Genomic DNA, 20,596 nt, shown 5'->3' on the forward strand with positions numbered 1-20,596 from the left:
ATACGGTCATGACGGTGCTGATCACCGGACGGAGTCGGGCCGGGTCAGCCCTTGAGCGCGGCGGCGACGGCCTCGGCGAGCGGGGTGGTGGGCCGGCCGGTCAGCCGGGACAGGTCGCCGGTGGTGATCTCCAGCTCGCCCTGCGCGATGGACGCGTCCACGCCGGCCAGGACCGCCGCGAACGGGGCGGGCAGCCCGGCGCCGGCGAGGATGCCCTCCAGGGCCTCGGGCGAGACGCTGTCGTAGACGATCTCCTTGCCGGTCTGCCGGCTCAGCTCGGCGGCGTACTCGGCGAAGCTCCACGCCTCGTCGCCGCCCAGTTCGTACGTCGTGTTCTCGTGCCCCTCACCGGTCAGCACCGCCACCGCCGCGGCGGCGTAGTCGGCGCGGGAGGCCGAGGAGACCCGCCCCTCGCCGGCGGCGGCCACCACCGCGCCGCGCTCCAGCACGGGGGCCAGGTTCTCGGTGTAGTTCTCGTGGTACCAGCCGTTGCGCAGCAGGCTGTACGGCAGGCCGGAGGCGAGCAGCACCTCCTCGGTGGCCCGGTGGTCGTCCGCCAGCGCGGCCGTCAGCGAGCCGGGCGCGCTGGTGTAGGCGAGCAGCGCCGCACCGGCCTCGCGGGCGGCGTCGATGACGGTCCGGTGCTGCCGCACCCTGTCCTCGCCGATCTCGCTGCCGGAGATCAGCAGGACCCGGTCGCCGGCGGCGAACAGGCCGTCGAAGGTCTCGGGCGCGCCGTAGTCGGCGACGGCGACGCCGACGCCCCGCGCCGCGAGGTCCGCCGCCCTGGTCCTGTCCCGCACGACGGCCGTGATCCGCTCCGCCGGGACCTTCTCCAGCAACTGCTCCACGACGTGACGGCCGAGCTTTCCGGTGGCCCCGGTGACGACGATGCGCATGAGGTGCGACTCCTTCTCGAGGTGCGTGTGCTCCTCACCCTAGAAGCAGCGCTAACCGAGAGAAAGTACCCACTTTGGAGTAAGGTACTGGCATGACGGTAAGCGTGAAGGGGGCCGGGGACGCCCAGGCGATGTGCCCCCACCGGCTCGTCCTGGAGCACGTCACCAGCCGCTGGGGCGTCCTCGTCCTCATCGAACTGCTGGGGCGCCCGTACCGGTTCAGCGAGCTGCGCCGGGCGATCGGCGGCGCCGTCGGTCGCGGAGTCAGCGAGAAGATGCTCACCCAGACCCTCCAGACGCTGGAGCGCGACGGCCTGGTCCACCGGGACGCCAAACCGGTCATCCCGCCCCGCGTCGACTACTCCCTGACCGCCCTCGGCCGCGAGGCCGCGGAACAGGTCCGGGCCCTCGCCCGGTGGACCGAGACGCGCATGGGCGAGGTGGAGCAGGCCCGCCGCGCCTACGACGAGCGCCGCCGCGCCGACGGCGAGCGCCGCCGCGCGGACGAGGAGGCCCGGGAACCGCGGTCCCGGGCCTCCTGACGCACGAGGGCCGATCTCAGCCGACGACCGTCCAGGTGTCCCCGCCCGCCAGCAGCGCGGCCAGGTCGCCCTCGCCGTGCCGCTCGACGGCGGCGTCGAGCTGGTCGGCCATCTGGGTGTCGTAGACGGGCCGTTCGACGGACCGGAACACGCCGACCGGGGTGTGGTGCAGCGTGTCCGGGTCGGCCAGCCGGGACAGGGCGAAGGCGGTGGTGGGGGACGCGGCGTGGGCGTCGTGCACCAGGACGTCCGCCTCGTTCTCCGGGGTCACGGTGACCACCTCCAGATCGCCGGTCCGCCGGTTCCGGACGACGCCCCGCGCCCCGTCGGCGCCGAACCGGATCGGCTGCCCGTGCTCCAGGCGGATCAGCGCCTCCTCGGCCCGCTGCTTGTCCTTCAGCGCGTCGAAGGCGCCGTCGTTGAAGATGTTGCAGTTCTGGTAGATCTCGATGAGGGCCGTGCCCGGGTGGGCCGCGGCGGCGCGCAGCACCTCGGTGAGGTGACGGCGGTCGGAGTCGATCGTGCGGGCCACGAAGGACGCCTCCGCGCCGATCGCCAGCGACACCGGGTTGAACGGCGCGTCGAGCGAGCCCATCGGCGTCGACTTGGTGATCTTGCCGACCTCGGAGGTCGGCGAGTACTGGCCCTTGGTCAGGCCGTAGATCCGGTTGTTGAACAGCAGGATCTTCAGGTTGACGTTGCGGCGCAGGGCGTGGATGAGGTGGTTGCCGCCGATGGACAGGGCGTCGCCGTCTCCGGTGACGACCCACACGCTCAGGTCCCGGCGGGAGGCGGCCAGCCCGGTCGCGATGGCCGGGGCGCGTCCGTGGATGGAGTGCATCCCGTAGGTGTTCATGTAGTACGGGAAGCGGGAGGAGCAGCCGATGCCGGAGACGAAGACGATGTTCTCGCGGGCGAGACCCAGCTCCGGCATGAAGCCCTGCACGGCCGCGAGGATCGCGTAGTCCCCGCAGCCCGGGCACCAGCGCACCTCCTGGTCCGACTTGAAGTCCTTCATCGACTGCTTGGCCTCGGCCTTGGGGACCAGCTGCAGCAGCCCTCGGGTGGCGTCAGTCATCGATGGCCTCCTTCAGCGCCGAGGCGAGCTGTTCCGCCTTGAACGGCATGCCGTTGACCTGGTTGTAGGAGTGGGCGTCGACCAGGTACTTCGCCCGCACGAGGGTGGCGAGCTGCCCGAGGTTCATCTCGGGGATCACCACCTTGTCGTAGCCCTTCAGGACCGTGCCCAGATTGCGCGGGAAGGGATTGAGGTGCCGCAGATGGGCCTGCGCGATCGGCTCGCCGGCCGCGCGCAGCCGCCGCACCGCCGCCGTGATCGGCCCGTAGGTGGAACCCCAGCCCAGGACCAGCGTCCGGGCGCCGTCCGGGTCGTCGACCGCCACGTCCGGGACCTCGATGCCGTCGATCTTGGCCTGGCGGGTGCGGACCATGAAGTCGTGGTTGGCCGGGTCGTAGGAGATGTTGCCCGTGCCGTCCTGCTTCTCGATGCCGCCGATGCGGTGCTCCAGGCCCGGGGTGCCCGGGATCGCCCAGGGCCGCGCCAGGGTCTGCGGGTCGCGCTTGTACGGCCAGAAGACCTCGGTGCCGTCCTGCAGCGTGTGGTTCGGGCCGGCCGCGAACCGCACCCGCAGGTCGGGGAGCTCGTCCAGCTCGGGGATGCGCCACGGCTCCGAGCCGTTGGCCAGGTAGCCGTCCGACAGCAGCATCACCGGCGTGCGGTACGTCAGCGCGATCCGGGCCGCCTCCAGGGCGGCGTCGAAGCAGTCCGCCGGGGTGCGCGGGGCGACCACCGGCACGGGCGCCTCGCCGTTGCGGCCGTACATCGCCTGCAGCAGGTCCGCCTGCTCCGTCTTGGTCGGCAGACCGGTGGACGGGCCGCCGCGCTGGATGTCCACGACCAGCAGCGGCAGCTCCAGCGACACCGCAAGCCCGATCGTCTCCGACTTCAGCGCCACACCCGGACCCGACGTCGTCGTCACCGCCAGCGAGCCGCCGAAGGCCGCGCCCAGCGCCGCGCCGATGCCCGCGATCTCGTCCTCGGCCTGGAAGGTGCGCACGCCGAAGTTCTTGTGCCGGCTCAGCTCGTGCAGGATGTCCGAGGCCGGCGTGATCGGGTACGACCCCAGGAACAGCGGCAGTTCCGCCTGCCGGGAGGCGGTGATCAGGCCGTAGGCCAGGGCCAGGTTGCCCGAGATGTTGCGGTAGGTGCCGACCGGGAAGGCCCGGGCGGCCGGGGCGACCTCGTAGGAGACCGCGAAGTCCTCCGTCGTCTCGCCGAAGTTCCAGCCCGCGCGGAACGCGGCGATGTTGGCGGCGGCGATGTCCGGCTTCTTCGCGAACTTCGTCCTCAGGAACGTCTCGGTGCCCTCGGTGGGCCGGTGGTACATCCAGCTCAGCAGGCCCAGCGCGAACATGTTCTTGCTGCGTTCGGCCTCCTTGCGGGAGAGGTCGAACTCCTTGAGCGCCTCCACGGTCAGGGTGGTCAGCGGCACCGGGTGGAGGCTGTAGCCGTCGAGCGAGCCGTCCTCCAGCGGGGAGGCGTCGTAGCCGACCTTCTGCAGGGCGCGCTTGGTGAACTCGTCGGTGTTGACGATGATCTCGGCGCCGCGCGGGAGGTCGCCGATGTTGGCCTTCAGGGCCGCCGGGTTCATCGCGACCAGGACGTTCGGCGCGTCCCCGGGGGTGAGGATGTCGTGGTCGGCGAAGTGCAGCTGGAAGGACGAGACACCCGGCAGGGTGCCGGCGGGAGCGCGGATCTCGGCGGGGAAGTTCGGCAGGGTGGAGAGGTCGTTGCCGAAGGAAGCGGTCTCCGAGGTGAACCGGTCGCCGGTGAGCTGCATGCCGTCACCCGAGTCCCCCGCGAACCGGATGATCACCCGGTCCAGGCGCCGCACGTCCTTCGCACCGCCCGGAGCGCGCTGCTCCCCCGCCGTTCCGTCGCTCTGCTCCGCTGGGCTGCTGACCTGGCTGGTCACTGAACTGGACCTCCTTCGAGGCGGCTGTCCGGGGTGTGGTCGTCCCGGACCATCCCAGGATCAACCCTACGTCGGTTAGGGTCGCCTTCCCGAGGGCGTCCAGGGATCGGACGGTATTTCGGGACGGCCTGTCGGCTTGGGTCCACATCATGTCCCGCATCGGCGGAGCGCCGGTCAAGGCGCTCCCCGCGCGTTCCCGGGTTCTCCTCCGGTCCTCCCGTCCTGTCATGGGCGCCGTGTCCCGTACCGGGCGCCGTGGCCCCTCCCCGGCGCCGCGTCCTGTCCCGGTCGCCGGTGCGCCGCCCGGCGCCCCGGCAGGCGTCCGGCCCGCCCGGACCGTCCGCGGGGTCAGGAGTTCAAGTAGGTGAGAACGGCCAGAACGCGACGGTGGTCCCCGTCGCTGGGGGCCAGCCCCAGCTTCAGGAAGATGTTGCTGACGTGCTTCTCCACGGCCCCGTCGCTGACCACCAGCTGCCGGGCGATCGCCGAGTTCGTCCGCCCCTCCGCCATCAGCCCGAGCACCTCGCGCTCCCGCGGGGTCAGCCCCGCCAGCACGTCCTGCTTGCGGCTGCGGCCCAGCAGCTGCGCGACCACCTCCGGGTCCAGCGCCGTGCCGCCCGAGGCCACCCGCACCACCGCGTCCACGAACTCGCGCACGTCCGCGACCCGGTCCTTCAGCAGATAGCCGACGCCCCGGCTGGAACCGGCCAGCAGTTCGGTCGCGTAGCGCTCCTCCACGTACTGCGAGAGCACCAGCACGCCCAGCCCCGGATGCAGCCCGCGGAGCTGGACGGCCGCGCGGACGCCCTCGTCGGTGTGCGTCGGCGGCATCCGCACGTCGGCCACCACCACGTCCGGCAGTCCGCCCTGCCCGGCCAGGTCGGAGACGGTCTTCACCAGCGCGTCCGCGTCCCCCACACCGGCCACCACGTCGTGCCCGCGGTCGGTCAGCAGCCGGGTCAGGCCCTCCCTGAGCAGCACGGAATCCTCGGCGATGACCACCCGCACCCTGTCCTCCACGATCCTCCGGCCCCCCACAGCCCGATCCGGCGACGCCGCCCACCGCGCCGACCGGCGGGCGGGGTGCGTCCGTGACGTCCTACGGGGGTCCAGCATTCCAGCATTCGGGGGGCGACGGCGCCGCACGGAGGAAGACCGGGGCGAGGACCGGGCCCGCCGCACCGGAGGACCCCCGCGGATGCGGGGAGAAGGGGGAGCCGGGTCAGATCCGCCAGGGGATCTCCGCGACGACCCGGGTGGGGCCGCCGGCCGGGGAGTCCACCACCAGGACGCCGTCCACCGCGTCCAGGCGGCCGGCGAGACCGGCCGGGCCGCTGCCCCCGGAGAGGTCGGCGCCGCCCGCACCGTCGTCGGACACCTGCAGCAGGAGCCGGTCCCCCGAACGCCACACGTCGACCGACGCGGACCGGGCCCCGCTGCGCCTGCCGACGTCGCGCAGCAGCTCGCAGACGGTGAAGTAGGCGATGCCCTCGACGGCCGGCGCCGGCCGGGACGGCAGGTCCACGCTCACCGTCACCGGCACCGTGCACCGGGAGGCCACGGCCGACAGCGCCGCGTCCAGGCCGCGGTCGGTGAGCACGGCCGGGTGGATGCCCCGGGCGAGGTCGCGCAGCTCCCGCAGCGCCGTCTTCACCTCGCCGTGCGCCTCCTCCACCAACCGCGCGGCGGTCCGCGGATCCTCGCGCAGCTTCTCCTTCGCCAGCCCGAGATCCACCGCCAGGCCGGCCAGCCGGGCCTGCGCCCCGTCGTGCAGGTCCCGCGCGATGCGCCGCAGATCGGCGGCGGCCGTGTCGGCGACCGTCCCGCGGTCCGACTCCAGCTCCACCACCCGCGCCGACAGCGGTGACGGTCCGAGCAGCCCGCGGACCAGCAGCCCGTCCACGGTCGTCAGGGCCCGCACCAGCCACGGGGTCACCAGCGTGATCACCAGGCCGACCAGCGCGGTCACCGCGATCTCGAACGGGTTGTCGAGATGGACGCTGTGGTGGGCGTCGCCGTAGAGCTGCAGGCCCCCCTGGCCGGCGTACGCCGGGAACACCCAGAACCACAGCGGATAGGTCAGCAGCGCCCAGCCGGTCGTCCAGAACGACACCGCCACCGAGAACGAGAACACCGCCCACGGGAAGTGCGCCAGCGCGTACAGCGCGTTCCGCCAGGACGCGCCGCTCTTGAGGACCGCGCCCATCCACGCGGCGGCCCCCGGCCTGCGCACCCGCAACGGCTCCGGACCGGCCACGTCCAGGCCGAGCAGCGCGCGCGCCCGCGCCCGCTCCAGCACCGCGAAGCCCCGGCAGCCGGCGAGCGCCGCCGCCAGCACCGGGATGCCGAGGAAGGTGACCAGCAGGCCCGCGCCGAGCGTCACCGTCGCCACCGTCCAGGCGAACAGCACCAGCGAGACCGGCAGGCCCAGCAGGAGGTACCCGAACGCGCGCAGGCTGCGGGCCTCGACCGGCGCCCGCAGGGCGGCGGGCAGCCGGTGACCGGTTCCGGCGGAGCGCGCCCGCCCCCGCCCGTACCCCTGTCCGTACTCCGTGACCATCGAATGTCGTCCCGTTCTCCTCGTCCGAGCGGCGGTTCCGCCGTACGTCCACAGTCGTCCGCCGCCCGCCCGCGGGACATGCGGGCCGTCGGCGTCTTGGACGGGGGGTTTTCCCCACCTCCGCGCCCGGCGCAGGGGGCGCTGTCCGCGGTGCCCGGCCGTCCGCGGTGCCGGCTGTCCGCGGTGCCGGCTGTCCGCGGCCCCGGAGCAGGGGGGTGCGTCCGCCGTGCCCGGCTAGTCCTGCCGGTCCCGCCAGGGGAGTTCCGCGGTGACCACGGTCGGGCCGCCGGCCGGGGAGTCGACGACGAACCGGCCGTCCACCGCGCCCAGCCGGTCCGCCAGGCCCCGCATGCCGCTGCCGCCGTCCAGCCGGGCGCCGCCCCGGCCGTCGTCACGGACCTCAATGAGCAGCCGGTCCTGCGCACGCCGCACGTCGACCGAGGCGGTACGTGCCCCGCTGTGCTTGCTGACGTTCTGCAGCAGCTCGGAGACGGTGAAGTAGGCGATGCCCTCGACGGCCGGCGCCGGCCGGGACGGCAGGTCCACGGTCACCGCCACCGGCACCGTGCAGCGCGAGGCGACCGAGGACAGGGCGGCGTCCAGGCCGCGGTCGGTGAGCACGGCCGGGTGGATGCCCCGGGCGAGGTCGCGCAGCTCCTGCAGGGCCAGCTTCACCTCGCCGTGCGCCTCCTCCACCATCGCCGCCGCCGTGTCGGGGTCCTCCAGCAGCTTCTCCTTGGCCAGGCCGAGCCCCATCGCCAGGTTCACCAGCCGCGCCTGGGCCCCGTCGTGCAGATCCCGCTCGATCCGGCGCAGGTCCGCCGCCGCCGTGTCGATCACGAGCCCGCGGTCGGACTCCAGTTCGGCGATACGGCGCTCCAGCCCGTCCGAGGGCGACAGCAGCCCGCGCACCATGGCCCGGTCCGCGTTCGCCAGTCCCCGCGCGAGGTAGGGCAGCACCGGCCACAGCACGAACAGCGAGGTCAGCACGGTGGAGAAGGTCAGGATGCCCCAGGGCAGCCGGATCGCCTCGTACAGCAGCGTCCGCCAGCCCACCGGGTCCTTCAGCGCCAGCCACAGCCGCTGCACCGGCCCACCGGCCCTGGAGAGCGGCAGCGGCGTCGGCTCCTCCACCCGCACCCCGAGCAGCCCGCGGGCCCGGGCCCGCTCCAGCTTCCCCAGCTGCCGGGCGCCCAGCAGGCACAGCGCGAGCAGCGGCAGGCCGATCACCGTGAGGGTGAGGGTCCCGCCGACCAGCAGCACCGTGAAGACGTAGGCGAACCCGAACAGCGCCACCGGCAGGTTCAGCAGGAGATGGGCGATCTCCTTCCAGGTGTGCGCGTCGTAGGCCGGCCGCGGCGGCGGCAGCCGGTCGGGTCCGCCGGGCGCGTCGGAGCCGCCGGGCGCGTCGGAGCCGCCGGGCGTGCCGGGGCCGCCGTGGGCGTCGGTTCCGGCGGGCGTGTCGGCGTCGTGGGAGGCGTCGAGGCGGTCGTGCGTGCCGGTGCCGGTGTCGGGGCCGTGCGGGGCGTCGGCCGCGGGCGGGGCGTCGGGGCCGTCGGCGCCGTCGGTCCGGCCGGCGGCGGGGCTGGGTACGGTCATGCCGGTCAGCCTGCCGTGCCGGCCGCCCGCCACGCCATGCGGTACGCCGCCCTCCGCCGCCTGGGGAAAACCCCACCCCGGCGGGCCCCGCACGGCTCAGCGAGTGACGGCCTGCTTACCAGGTCTTTATCAGGGCCTAGACTCCCGTGTGCGTACAGATCCTCGAATCGGTCGCATCACAGGTCACGAAGGACACGAAGGTCAGAGGTCAGGGAGCGAGGGACGGACGTGCGGGAGACGTTGGGGGACTCGACGACCGCCGCGGCGGACGCCGTCGCGGCCGGCTACTTCCAGTCCTACTCGGTGGTCGGACTGCTCGCCCTCCTCGGCGTGCTGTTCGTCGCGGTCGCCTTCGGCGCCGGCCGCCTGCTGCGCCCGGTCGTGCCCACACCGGAGAAGCTCCTGACCTACGAGTGCGGCGTCGACCCCGTCGGCGAGGGCTGGGCCCACACCCAGGTCCGCTACTACGTGTACGCCTTCCTGTACGTGATCTTCGCAGTCGACTCGATCTTCCTGTTCCCCTGGGCGACGGTCTTCGCCGCCCCCGGCTACGGCGCGACGACCCTCGTGGAGATGTTCGTCTTCCTCGGCTTCCTCGCCGTCGGCCTGCTGTACGCATACAAGAAGGGCGTCCTGGCATGGACGTGAACCCCTCCCTCCCGCAGCCCCAGCCGCTGCCCGAGCCCCAGCGGCTCGGCGCGCTCGCGCGTCTCGCCCCCGAGCCGATGAAGGTGGTCCTGAACTGGGGCCGCCGCTACTCGCTGTGGGTCTTCAACTTCGGCCTCGCCTGCTGCGCGATCGAGTTCATCGCCGCGTCGATGGCCCGCCACGACTTCATCCGGCTCGGCGTGATCCCCTTCGCGCCGGGTCCCCGCCAGGCCGACCTGATGGTCGTCTCCGGCACCGTCACCGACAAGATGGCCCCGGCCGTCAAGCGCCTGTACGAGCAGATGCCCGAGCCGAAGTACGTCATCTCCTTCGGCGCCTGCTCCAACTGCGGCGGCCCGTACTGGGACTCGTACTCCGTGACCAAGGGCGTCGACCAGATCATCCCCGTGGACGTGTACGTCCCCGGCTGCCCGCCGCGCCCCGAGGCGCTGCTCCAGGGCATCCTCAAGCTCCAGGAGAAGATCGCCCGCGAATCGCTGGGCGAGCGGTACGGCGCCGCTCCCGCCCGGCCGTCCGCCGCCGCCCTGCAGAGCGGCCTGGTCAAGCCCCCGGCCCCGGCCGTCGAGGGGGACGCCCGATGAGCACGGCCGGCTGGCTGCCCGCCCCCGCCGAGGAACTGTTCGGCGCGGACGCCACGGCCGGGGAGGCGTACGACCTCCTGACCGTGGACGTGCCGCCGTCCTCCTGGCTCACCGCCCTGGAAACCGCCCGCACCACCCTGGGCTGCACCTTCTTCGACTGGCTCAGCGCGGTCGACGAGCCGGGCACGGGCTTCCGCGTCGCCGCGCACGTCGCCGCCCTCTCCCCGGTCCGCCGGCTGCTGCTGCGCACGACCGTCCCGCACGAGGCGCCGGCCCTGCCCTCCGCCGTCGGCGTCTACGCGGGCGCCGCCTGGCACGAGCGCGAGACCCACGAGATGTTCGGCGTCGTCTTCGAGGGCCACCCGGGGCTCGACCACCTGCTGCTCCCCGAGAACTTCGAGGGCCACCCGCTCCGCAAGGACTTCGTCCTCGCCGCCCGCGTCGCCAAGGCCTGGCCCGGCGCCAAGGAGCCCGGGGAGCCCGCGGCCGGCGCGGCGCACGGCGCGCCCAAGCGCCGCCAGATGCTGCCCCCGGGCGTCCCCGACCCGAACGAGTGGGGCCCCCTCAAGGGCCAGCTCCCCCCTGCTCCGGCCCGCCCCGCCCGGGCAGCCGGACGCCCGGCGGGAGAGCGGCCGGCGCGCGCGGCCGGGGACCGGACGGTACGGCGCACCCGCTCGGCGTCGGAGGGCTCGGCGAGCCAGACGGCACCGGCCGCGCGGACCGGCCAGGCCGCCGCGGCGGCCACGGGCGCCGACGCCGGTACGCCCGCGCGGCCGCGCCGGACGCGGAGCGCGAGCGAGGGTTCGGCGAGCCGGCAGGCGGCGCGGTCCGAGGGCGCGGCGACGCGCGAGCAGGCCGCGGTCGAGGCCGACACCGCCCGGGCGGCGGCGGAGGGCGCCCCGGACGGGCCGGCCGCCGAGGCCCCGGTGGCGCACGAGCCCGGTCCGGCGGCCCCGCCCGCCCGGCCGCGCCGCGCGCGCAGCGCCTCGGAGGGCTCGGCCTCGCAGCGGACCGAACCGGCCGCCCCGCCAGCCGCGGACGGCCCCGCCCGCCGCGGCACGGCCCCCCGCAGCACGGACGCCCCGTGGCACCACGCCCGCCCGGCGTACGAGGAGCCCGCCGGCGCCCCTGAGCCCGCCCCGGCCCCGGAGAAGCCCACCGAGCCGCAGCGGGACACCGCTCCGGAGCCTGACGGCCCGTCCGGCCGGGGGAGCGGTACCTCCCCGGAGGGCCCGGCCGGACGAGAGCGGGACGCTTCCCCCAAGGGCCCTGCCCGGCGTGAGCCGGGCGCCGCCCCGGACCGCTCCGCCGGACCGGAGCCCGGCGCCGCCCCGGAGCGCGCCACGGGACCGGAGCCGCAGCGGACGCCCGAGCCGCAGCAGGCGCCGGAGCCGGAACACGCTCCCGAGCCGGAACGGGCACCCGAGCCGCCGCAGGCGCCCGCGCCCCCGCACGGCACGGGGCAGCCGCCGGCTCCGCCGGGCCCCCGGCAGACGCCGGCCCCGCGTACCGGCGTACCCGACGACCCGCACACCCCCGACGACCCCACAGGAGGCCCGCAGTGAACGGCGTGCTGGACGTCGCCCTGCGACTCCTGGTCGTCTTCGGCGTCTTCCTCACCTTCCCGCTGATCGTCGGCCAGACCGAGCACAAGGTGATGGCCCACATGCAGGGCCGCCTCGGCCCGATGTACGCGGGCGGCTTCCACGGCTGGGCCCAGCTCATCGCCGACGGCGTGAAGTTCGCGCAGAAGGAGGACGTGGTCCCGGCCGGCGCCGACCGCCGTGTCTTCCAGCTCGCCCCCGCCGTGGCGCTGCTGCCGTACCTCCTCGTGCTGCTCGCCGTCCCCATCGGGCCGGGCGAGGGCGCCGTCGGCCAGGTCCTGGACGCGGGCGTGTTCTTCGTGCTCGCGGTGATGGGCGTCGGCGTGCTCGGCTCGCTGATGGCCGGCTGGGCCAGCGCCAACAAGTTCTCCCTGCTCGGCGGCCTGCGCACGGCCGCCCAGCTGCTCGCCTACGAACTCCCGATGCTGCTGGCGGCGGCCTCGGTGGCGATGGCGGCCGGCACGGTGTCCCTGCCCGGCATCCTGGACGCCTTCCACTGGTGGTGGGTGCCGTGGCAGATCGTCGGCGCGGTCGTCTTCTTCGTCGCCGGACTGGCCGAGCTGCAGCGCCCGCCGTTCGACATGCCCGTCGCCGACTCCGAGATCATCTTCGGCGCGTACACCGAGTACACCGGTCTCCGGTTCGCCCTGTTCCTGCTCGCCGAGTACGCCGGCATCGTCGTCCTGTGCGGTCTGACCACCGTGCTCTTCCTGGGCGGCTGGCACGGCCCGTGGGGAGCCGACGGGCTCGGCTGGGTGTGGACCCTGCTGAAGACCGCGGTCCTCGCCTTCCTGGTCATCTGGCTCCGCGTGACCTACCCGCGGCTGCGCGAGGACCAGCTCCAGAAGCTGTCCTGGACCCTCCTCGTGCCCCTCTCCCTCGCCCAGATCGCCCTCACCGGCGTCGTCAAGGTGGTGATCTCGTAACCATGGCCCCCATCCCCGGCTCCGGCCTCGCCAAGGGCCTGGCCGTCACCCTGCGCACGATGACGAGGAAGACGGTCACCGAGCAGTACCCGGACGCCCTGCCCGAGCTGCCGCCCCGCACCCGCGGCGTGATCGGCCTGTTCGAGGAGAACTGCACGGTGTGCATGCTGTGCGCCCGCGAGTGCCCGGACTGGTGCATCTACATCGACTCCCACAAGGAGACCGTCCCCGCGGCCGCGCCCGGCGGGCGCGAGCGCAGCCGCAACGTCCTGGACCGGTTCGCGATCGACTTCTCGCTGTGCATGTACTGCGGTATCTGCATCGAGGTCTGTCCTTTCGACGCCCTGTTCTGGTCCCCGGAGTTCGAGTACGCCGAGACCGACATCCGCGACCTCACGCACGAGCGGGACAAGCTGCGCGAGTGGATGTGGACCGTCCCGGCACCGCCCGCCCTGGACGCCGGCGCGGAGGAGCCCAAGGAGATCGCCGCCGCCCGCAAGACCGCCGAGAAACTGGCCGCCGCGCAGGCCGCACCCCGGGAGGGCGACTCGTGAGCCTCGCCGCAGCCGTGAGCCTCGCCGGGGCCGGGCAGGGCGCGCCCCTCGCCGCCGCCCGGCACGGCTTCCTGTCCCCGACCGGCGTCGAGATCGCCTTCCTGCTCGTCGGCCTGGTCACCCTCGGGGCCGCGCTCGTCACCGTCACCACCCGGCAGCTGGTGCACGCCGCCCTCTGGCTCGTCGTCGCGCTCGGCGGCCTCGCCGTGGAGTACCTGCTGCTCACGGCCGAGTTCATCGCCTGGGTGCAGGTCCTGATCTACGTCGGTTCCGTCGTCGTCCTCCTCCTGTTCGGTCTGATGCTCACCAAGGCCCCCATCGGCCGCTCCCCGGACGCCGACTCCGGCAACCGCCCGGCCGCCCTCGCCGTCGCGGCCGCCGCCGCCGTCGCTCTGGTCTGGGTGGTCGCGGACGCCTTCCGGACGACCTGGATCGACCTGGACGGCCCCGCCGCCGGCAGCACCCGCGTCACCGGGGCGAGCCTGTTCCGGCACTGGGTGCTGCCCTTCGAGGCCCTGTCCGTGCTGCTCCTGGCGGCCCTGGTCGGCGCGATCGTCCTGTCCCGCAAGGCGAGGTCCGGCGCGGACGCGGAGCCCCCGGCCGCAGCGTCCCCGGCCGCCGCGGCGTCCCCGGCCACCGCCGGCGCCGCGTCCCCGGCCGCCGTGGACGCGTCCGGCGACGAGGAAGGCGCCCGCTGATGCACCTGGCCTTTCCTGCCGTCCTCTCCGCCCTCCTCTTCTGCACCGGCCTGTACGGCGTCCTCGCCCGCCGCAACGCGATCCTGGTCCTGATGTCGGTCGAGCTGATGCTCAACGCCGTCAACCTGAACCTGGTCGCCTTCGACGTCTGGCTCAGCCGGACCGCCACGGAGACCCTGCACTCCGGGCAGGCGCTGACCCTGTTCACCATCGCCGTCGCCGCCGCCGAGATCGGCATCGGCCTGGCGATCGTGCTGGCCGTCCACCGCAACCGCGGCACCTCCGACATCGACAAGCTCCGCGACACCGCCGAGGGCCCCGACACCGAGGGCGCCGGCGCCCCCGCGGCCGAGAAGGCTGAGGCCACCTCGTGACCACGACCACCCTGGCCGTCCTCGTCCCCCTCCTGCCGTTCCTGGGCGCCGCGGCCGGCCTGCTGCTGGGCCGCACCGCGCCCGGGTTCGTCCGCCCGCTCGCCGTGCTGCCGCCGCTGGCCTCGCTCGTGCTGGCCGCGCTGGTCGCCGTGCGCCAGGGCGGCGACGCGGCCGTCGACGCCCACACCGAGCTGACGCCCACCGGGTCCGTCCCGATCGAGCTGGCCCTGCACATCGACGGCTTCGCCGCGCTCGTCGCCGTCCTGGTCGCGTTCGTCGCGGCCTGCGTGCAGATCTACTCCACGGGCTACCTCAGGGACGACCCCCGCTACCCCTCCTACGCCGCTCTCGTCTCCCTGTTCACCTCCGCGATGCTCCTCGTCGTCTACTCCGGCGACCTGATCGTGCTGCTGGTGGGCTGGGAGGTCATGGGCATCTGCTCCTACTTCCTGGTCGGCCACTACTGGGAGACCCCCGAGGCCCGCGCCGCCTCCCTGAAGGCCTTCCTGGTCACCAAGCTCGGCGACGTGCCGTTCCTGATCGGCCTGTTCGCGCTGGCCGCCGACGCCGGATCGTTCCGCGTGACGCGCGTCCTCGGCGCCGTCGCGAGCGGCGGCCTCGACCACCCCACGGCGATCGCGCTGCTGCTGCTCGCCGGAGTGGCGGGCAAGTCGGCGCAGTTCCCGCTGCACACGTGGCTGCCGGACGCCATGGCGGGCCCGACGCCCGTCTCGGCGCTGATCCACGCCGCGACCATGGTGGCCGCCGGTGTCTACTTCATCGCCCGTCTCCTCCCGGTGTTCGAGTCCTCGCGCGCCGCGATGACCGTGCTGGCCGTCATGGCCGCCGTGACGATGACCGGCTCCGGTCTCGCCGCCCTCGCCCAGGACGACATCAAACGCGTCCTCGCCTACTCGACGATCGGTCAGCTCGGCTACATGACCGGCGCCCTCGCCGTCGGCGACCGCGGCGCCGCCGTCTTCCACCTCCTCGCGCACGGCGCCTTCAAGGCGCTGCTGTTCCTCGCCGCCGGCGTGATCATCCACGCCGCCGGCACCAACTCGCTGGCCGCCATGTCCCGCATGGGCGGCCTGCGCGACCGCGTCCCGGACGCCTACTGGACGATGACCGTGGCGCTGCTCGCGCTCGCCGCGATCCCTCCCTTCAGCGGCTTCTTCTCCAAGGAGTCCGTCCTCGGCGCCGCAGAGCATGCGACGGCCGGCCACACCGAGCACGCCCCCGCCGCCGCCGGCTGGATCGTCCTCGTCGCCGGCCTGCTCACCGCCCTGCTCACCGCCGCGTACGCCGCCCGGCTGTGGCTGCTCGCCTTCCGCGGCCGCGGCGCCGAGGTCCCCGATCACGGCAGGCAGCCGCTGACGACGACCGTGGTGCTGTGGGTCCTGGCGGTCCCGTCCCTCGCCCTCGGCGGGCTCGCGTACCGCACGCTGCCCGGCTGGTTCGACGGCGGCGACCTGACCCCGACCCTCCTCACCTCCATCCTCGGCACCGGCCTCGCCCTGGTCGGCGGACTGCTCGCGCACGGCGCCTGGCAGCGCACCGCCGCGCTCGCCGCCCGCGCCCCGCTGGGCGCGGTCGCCGCCCACCCCGAGGGCGACGCCGGGCAGGTCGAGGCGGCGGCCATCGCCTCCCACCAGCCGGCCTACGGCGACATCGCCGCCGCCTGTGACCCGGCGGACCCCGGACGGCTGCTGCTCGGCCCGCTGCACCGGCACGCGGCCGCGGGCTTCCACCTGGACGCGGTGTACACGGCGCTGTTCGTCCGCCCGGTCCAGGCCGGAGCGAGTCTCGTCCGGTTCCTCGACCGCGAGGTCGTCGACACCTACGTACGCGGCGCCGCCGCGCTGCCCCGGCTGCTCGGGGCCGCCGTACGGCGCGCCCAGACCGGCAACGTGCAGACCTATGTGAGCGCGCTGCTCGCCGGCACCGTCGTCCTGGCGGTCGCCGTCCTCCTCGTCGCCACGGGAGCGTGAGCAGGCGTGATCGATATCAGCGAGTCCGTGATGCAGTTCCTTCTGGCATTCGTCGTCGTCGGCCCGCTCCTCGGCGCCGTCGCCGCCCTCCTCCCGGCCCCGCCCGGACTGAAGGGGAAGTCGCCCGGGCAGGCCGTGCTCCGGCACGGCGTGACCGTGACCGGCGCGGTCCTCATCGCCGCGATCGTGCTCGCGCTGGGCTTCGACCACGGCCATCCGTCGAGGATGCAGGCCACGACCGACATCAGCTGGATCCCCGCGCTCGACGTGCGGATCCACCTCGGCATCGACGGCATCTCCCTCCCCCTTCTGGTGCTGACCGCGCTGCTGACCTTCCTCTGCGCGCTCTACTCGTACGCCAAGCCGCCGTCGGGCCCGTCCCCGAAGGCGTTCGTCGCGCTGCTGCTCCTGCTCGAGTCCGGCACCCTCGCCACCTTCGCCGTCCTCGACCTGCTGCTGTTCTTCCTCGCGTTCGAGACGGTGCTCATCCCGATGTACTTCCTCATCGCCCGGTGGGGCGGCGAGGACCGGACCCGGGCCGCGTGGCGGTTCATCCTGTTCACACTGCTCGGTTCCGTGGTGATGCTGCTCGGCCTGCTCCTGACGGGCATCAAGGCGGGCACGTTCGACATGGTGGCACTCGCCACTGACAACGGCCGGTCCCTGACCACGTCCGTGCAGGTCGTCGTGGTCCTGGCGATCGGGATCGGACTCGCGGTGAAGACGCCGATGTGGCCGCTGCACAGCTGGCTGCCCGACGCCCACACCGCCGCGCCGACCGTCGGTTCGGTCCTGCTGGCCGGCGTCCTGCTCAAGATGGGCACGTACGGCTTCGTCCGGATCCTCCTGCCGGTGGCGCCGGACGGCTTCCGCACCTTCGCGCCGTACCTCGCCGCGTTCGCCGTCGTCGGGATCGTCTACGGATCCCTGGCCTGCCTCGCCCTCGCCAGGCGCGGCGCGAAGGGCGACCTCAAACGCCTCATCGCCTACTCCTCCGTCGGCCACATGGGCTTCGTGCTGCTCGGCATCGCGACCATGACCCCGACCGGCGTGAACGGCGCCCTGTTCGCCAACATCGCCCACGGCCTGATCACCGGCCTGCTGTTCTTCCTGGTCGGCGCGCTCAAGGACCGCACCGGCACCACCGATCTGGACGCCCTGGCCGAACGGACCGGCGCCGCGCTCTACGGCAGGGCCCCGCGCCTGGGCGGCCTGCTCGCCTTCGGCGCGGTCGCCTCCCTCGGTTTGCCCGGGCTCGCCGGGTTCTGGGGCGAGATGCTGGCCCTGTTCGGCGCCTTCCGGCCCGCCGCCGGCCTCGGCCGGCCGGCCTTCCTCGCCTTCACGGCGATCGGCGCGTTCGGCACCCTGCTGACCGCCGCATACATGCTGATCGTGGTCCGCCGCGTCTGCATGGGCGGCGCCGAGCGCGAGGCCCCCCAGCTCGCCGACGTCCACGGCTACGAGTTCGCCGCCTGGACCCCCCTCGTCACCCTCACCGTCGTCGCCGGACTGTGGCCCAAGGCCCTGCTCGGCCTCACCGACCCGGCCGTGCAGCAGCTCCTCGCAGGAGGCCCCCGATGAGCGCCCTGGCCCAGCCGCTCGCCCAGCCGGCGATCCAGCAGACGGTCCAGTCCGTCGACTGGCTCGCCATCGCCCCGCCCACCGTCGCCGCGGCCGTGGCACTCGCCGTCCTCGTCGCCGACCTGTTCGTGCCCGAGCACCGCAAGCCGGTCCTCGGCTGGGTCTCGGTCGCGGGACTCGCCGCGTCGGCCCTGCTGCTCCTGCCGCTGCGCGGCGGCGACCGCAGCACCTTCTGCACCACCGGCCCCGCGCACGCGTGCAGCTACACCGCCGACCGCTTCACGCTCGTCATCCAGTTCCTGGTCCTCGGCGGCGCGCTGCTCGCGGCCCTTCTGTCCGTCACCCACCTGGACGACGAGAGGCGGCGCGTCCCGGCGGGCGAGTTCTGGTTCCTGCTGCTCTCCTCCGCCGCCGGCGCCGCCCTGCTGCCCGCCTCCCGCGACCTGGCCACCCTGATCGTCGCCCTGGAGGTCGCCTCCCTGCCCGCCTTCGCCCTCGTCGGCATCCGGCACGGCGACAAGCGGTCCGCCGAGGCCGCCCTGAAGTTCTTCCTGTCCTCGGTCACCGCCACCGCGGTCAGCCTGATGGGCGTCAGCTTCGTCTACGCCTCCACCGGCACCCTGCACCTCACCCAGGTCGCCCAGCGCCTCGCGCACACCGACGGGCAGCTGCACACCCTCGCCCAGACCGGCGTCGTCCTCACCCTCGTCGGCTTCGCCTTCAAGACGGCCGCCGCGCCCTTCCACTTCTGGGTGCCCGACACCTACGCCGGCGCGCCGCTGCCGGTCGCCGCCTACCTGTCCGTCGTCGGCAAGGCGGTCGGCTTCTCCGGCCTCATCCTCGTCACCGTCGTCGCGTTCCCGTCGTACGCCGACGTCTGGGGGCCCGCCCTGGCCGCCCTGGCCGCGCTCACCATGACCGTCGGCAACGTCGCCGCCCTGCGCCAGCAGGCCACGCGCGCGTACAGCGCGGTGCGGCTGCTCGCCTGGTCCTCCGTCGGCCAGGCCGGCTACCTGCTGGTGCCGATCGCCGCCGCCGCGTACACCGAGGACGCCGAGAAGGCGATCGGCTCCACGGTCGCGTACGCCCTGATGTACGCCGCCGTGAACCTCGGCGCCTTCGCGGTCGCCGCCCTGGTCGGCCGCGGCCGGGCGCTGAACCGGCTCAGCGACTACCGCGGCCTGTACGCCACGAACCCGGTCACCGCGCTGGGGCTGGCCTTCTTCCTGCTGTGCCTGGCCGGGCTGCCGCCGGGCGTCATCGGCCTGTTCGCCAAGGTGACCGTGTTCTCGGCGGCCGTCGACGCGGGCCTCGGCTGGCTCGCCGTCGTCATGGCCGTCAACGTCGTGATCGCCCTCTTCTACTACCTGCAGTGGACGGCCCTGCTGTTCCGCGCCCCCGAGGGCGAGCCCGTCCGGCACCGCGTCCCGGCCCCCCTCACGGCCGCCGTCGCCCTCACCGGGGTCCTCGGCGTCGCCCTGTCCGGGGCGCCCCAGCTGGTCCTGCGTTTCACGGCCACCGGACTGTTCTAGGAGCCGCCACGCGCGCGCGGGGCGCCCCCGGCTCACCCACGCGCGCGGGGGCGGCGACGCGCGTCACCCGTGCGGCGGCGCCGCGCCACCGGCCGCACCGGGGAACTCGTGGCGGCCGCCCGGCGTTGTGCCCGGCGGGAGGGTCCACCGGATCAGAGAGTGTTCCCCAGCTGCACGACTCGGGAGGGCGCACCGTGCACCGCCGGCACAACGGGCTCAGGACCGCAGTTCTCCTCGGGGGGCTGTCCGCGCTCATCATCGTCATCGGCGCCTTCTTCGGCCGCGCCGGGCTCGTCGTCGCGGTCCTGGTCGCCCTGGGCACGAACGCGTACGCGTACTGGAACAGCGACAAGCTGGCGCTGCGCGCGATGCGCGCCCGCCCGGTCAGCGAGTTCGAGGCCCCCGGGCTGTACCGGATGGTGCGCGAGCTGTCCACGCAGGCCCGCCAGCCCATGCCCCGGCTCTACATCTCGCCGACGGAGGCCCCCAACGCGTTCGCCACCGGCCGCAACCCGCGCAACGCGGCCGTGTGCTGCACCGACGGCATCCTGCGCCTCCTGGACGAGCGCGAACTGCGCGGCGTCATCGGCCACGAGCTGAGCCACGTCTACAACCGGGACATCCTCATCTCCTCGATCGCCGGCGCCCTCGCCTCCGTGATCATGTTCCTGGTGAACTTCGCCTGGCTGATCCCGATCGGCCGTTCCGACGACGACGACGGCCCCGGCCTGCTCGGCATGCTGCTGATCATGATTCTGGGGCCGCTCGCCGCCACCGTGATCCAGCTCGCCGTCAGCCGCTCACGGGAGTACGAGGCGGACGCCTCCGGCGCCCAGCTGACCGGCGACCCGCTCGCCCTCGCCAGCGCCCTGCGCAAACTGGAGGCGGGCGCCAAGCAGCTTCCGCTGCCCCCCGAGCCCCGCATCGAGACGGCGAGCCACATGATGATCGCCAACCCCTTCCGCCCCGGCCAGGGGCTGTCCGGTTTGTTCTCCACCCACCCGCCGATGGCGGAGCGCATCGCCCGCCTCGAGGAAATGGCAGGCAGCCCGTGAGAACCCTCCTCAACGTCGTCTGGCTCATCCTGAGCGGCTTCTGGCTCTTCCTCGGCTACGTGCTGGCCGGCGTGCTGCTGTGCCTCACGGTGATCGGCATCCCCTTCGGCGTCGCCGCCTTCCGCATCGGCCTCTACGCCCTGTGGCCGTTCGGGTACACCACGGTCGAGCGCCGCGACGCGGGCGCCCCCTCCTGCGTCGGCAACGTCCTCTGGCTCGTCCTGGCCGGCTGGTGGCTGGCGCTCGCCCACATCGCCACCGGCATCGCCCTGTGCGTCACGATCATCGGCATCCCGTTCGGCGTGGCCAACTTCAAGCTGATCCCGGTGTCCCTGCTGCCGCTGGGCCGCGAGATCGTCCCCACCGACCAGCCGTTCGCCTCCCGCTGAGCCGAGGCCCCGCGCCCGACGGCCCTCGGCCCCGACGCCCCGCTCA

The 20,596-nt window shown here is 73.9% G+C and carries 19 protein-coding genes; 13 read left to right on the forward strand and 6 right to left on the reverse strand.

All coding sequences use genetic code 11. From position 1 onward, the window contains the following. Positions 1-44: 44 nt before the first annotated feature. On the reverse strand, positions 45-899 hold the full coding sequence (locus ABZ261_RS12335) for an SDR family oxidoreductase (RefSeq protein ID WP_356858128.1): 855 nt from the start codon (positions 897-899) through the stop codon (positions 45-47). Positions 900-991: 92 nt separating this feature from the next. Here ABZ261_RS12335 and ABZ261_RS12340 point away from each other — a divergent pair, with 92 nt between their 5' ends. Next, entirely contained in the window at positions 992-1,441 is a 450-nt protein-coding gene (locus tag ABZ261_RS12340) for a helix-turn-helix domain-containing protein (protein ID WP_356858130.1), read from the forward strand. 16 nt (positions 1,442-1,457) lie between these two features. On the opposite strand, the gene ABZ261_RS12345 is transcribed toward ABZ261_RS12340, so the two are convergent. From ABZ261_RS12345 to ABZ261_RS12365, 5 genes are all read right to left on the reverse strand, one after another. Next, a complete protein-coding gene (locus ABZ261_RS12345; protein WP_356858131.1) occupies positions 1,458-2,519 on the reverse strand; it encodes a 2-oxoacid:ferredoxin oxidoreductase subunit beta in 1,062 nt (353 codons plus the stop codon). After that, positions 2,512-4,437, reverse strand: coding sequence for a 2-oxoacid:acceptor oxidoreductase subunit alpha (locus tag ABZ261_RS12350; RefSeq protein WP_356858133.1), 1,926 nt, complete (start codon positions 4,435-4,437; stop codon positions 2,512-2,514). The genes ABZ261_RS12345 and ABZ261_RS12350 overlap by 8 nt, the downstream gene beginning before the upstream one ends. A 348-nt stretch (positions 4,438-4,785) precedes the next feature. After that, entirely contained in the window at positions 4,786-5,445 is a 660-nt protein-coding gene (locus tag ABZ261_RS12355; protein ID WP_356858212.1) for a response regulator transcription factor, read from the reverse strand. A gap of 214 nt (positions 5,446-5,659) precedes the next feature. Next, positions 5,660-6,997, reverse strand: coding sequence for a sensor domain-containing protein (locus ABZ261_RS12360; protein WP_356858135.1), 1,338 nt, complete (start codon positions 6,995-6,997; stop codon positions 5,660-5,662). 234 nt (positions 6,998-7,231) lie between these two features. Then, the gene (locus ABZ261_RS12365) at positions 7,232-8,596 is read right to left on the reverse strand and encodes a sensor domain-containing protein (RefSeq protein ID WP_356858137.1); all 1,365 of its coding nucleotides are present in this window, start codon (positions 8,594-8,596) and stop codon (positions 7,232-7,234) included. Positions 8,597-8,824: 228 nt separating this feature from the next. Between ABZ261_RS12365 and ABZ261_RS12370 the strand changes: the two genes are divergently transcribed. The 12 genes from ABZ261_RS12370 (at position 8,825) to ABZ261_RS12425 (ending at position 20,550) form a co-directional block, all read left to right on the forward strand. Continuing rightward, positions 8,825-9,244: an NADH-quinone oxidoreductase subunit A gene (locus ABZ261_RS12370; RefSeq protein ID WP_356858139.1), complete on the forward strand. Its 420-nt coding sequence runs from the start codon at positions 8,825-8,827 to the stop codon at positions 9,242-9,244. Continuing rightward, complete coding sequence (locus ABZ261_RS12375) at positions 9,235-9,846, forward strand: NADH-quinone oxidoreductase subunit B family protein (RefSeq protein WP_356858141.1); 612 nt, start codon at positions 9,235-9,237, stop codon at positions 9,844-9,846. The genes ABZ261_RS12370 and ABZ261_RS12375 overlap by 10 nt, the downstream gene beginning before the upstream one ends. Next, a complete protein-coding gene (locus tag ABZ261_RS12380; RefSeq protein WP_356858143.1) occupies positions 9,843-11,411 on the forward strand; it encodes an NADH-quinone oxidoreductase subunit C in 1,569 nt (522 codons plus the stop codon). The genes ABZ261_RS12375 and ABZ261_RS12380 overlap by 4 nt, the downstream gene beginning before the upstream one ends. Further along, complete coding sequence (locus ABZ261_RS12385; RefSeq protein WP_356858145.1) at positions 11,408-12,376, forward strand: complex I subunit 1 family protein; 969 nt, start codon at positions 11,408-11,410, stop codon at positions 12,374-12,376. Before ABZ261_RS12380 ends, ABZ261_RS12385 begins: the two co-directional genes overlap by 4 nt. A 2-nt stretch (positions 12,377-12,378) precedes the next feature. Further along, positions 12,379-12,930: an NADH-quinone oxidoreductase subunit I gene (locus tag ABZ261_RS12390; protein WP_356858147.1), complete on the forward strand. Its 552-nt coding sequence runs from the start codon at positions 12,379-12,381 to the stop codon at positions 12,928-12,930. Between the two features lie 14 nt (positions 12,931-12,944). Continuing rightward, a complete protein-coding gene (locus ABZ261_RS12395; RefSeq protein ID WP_356858214.1) occupies positions 12,945-13,628 on the forward strand; it encodes an NADH-quinone oxidoreductase subunit J in 684 nt (227 codons plus the stop codon). Continuing rightward, entirely contained in the window at positions 13,628-14,002 is a 375-nt protein-coding gene (nuoK, locus tag ABZ261_RS12400; RefSeq protein ID WP_356858149.1) for an NADH-quinone oxidoreductase subunit NuoK, read from the forward strand. The genes ABZ261_RS12395 and nuoK overlap by 1 nt, the downstream gene beginning before the upstream one ends. Continuing rightward, a complete protein-coding gene (locus ABZ261_RS12405; RefSeq protein WP_356858151.1) occupies positions 13,999-15,993 on the forward strand; it encodes an NADH-quinone oxidoreductase subunit L in 1,995 nt (664 codons plus the stop codon). The genes nuoK and ABZ261_RS12405 overlap by 4 nt, the downstream gene beginning before the upstream one ends. 6 nt (positions 15,994-15,999) lie before the next feature. Then, entirely contained in the window at positions 16,000-17,574 is a 1,575-nt protein-coding gene (locus tag ABZ261_RS12410) for an NADH-quinone oxidoreductase subunit M (protein WP_356858153.1), read from the forward strand. Continuing rightward, complete coding sequence (locus ABZ261_RS12415; RefSeq protein ID WP_356858155.1) at positions 17,571-19,106, forward strand: NADH-quinone oxidoreductase subunit N; 1,536 nt, start codon at positions 17,571-17,573, stop codon at positions 19,104-19,106. Before ABZ261_RS12410 ends, ABZ261_RS12415 begins: the two co-directional genes overlap by 4 nt. 194 nt (positions 19,107-19,300) lie before the next feature. Next, on the forward strand, positions 19,301-20,161 hold the full coding sequence (gene htpX / locus ABZ261_RS12420; protein WP_356858157.1) for a zinc metalloprotease HtpX: 861 nt from the start codon (positions 19,301-19,303) through the stop codon (positions 20,159-20,161). Then, entirely contained in the window at positions 20,158-20,550 is a 393-nt protein-coding gene (locus ABZ261_RS12425; RefSeq protein WP_356858159.1) for a YccF domain-containing protein, read from the forward strand. Before htpX ends, ABZ261_RS12425 begins: the two co-directional genes overlap by 4 nt. Positions 20,551-20,596: the final 46 nt, after the last annotated feature.

Origin of the sequence: Streptomyces sp. NPDC006193, assembly GCF_040613915.1 — a bacterium.
Lineage (GTDB): Bacteria > Actinomycetota > Actinomycetes > Streptomycetales > Streptomycetaceae > Streptomyces.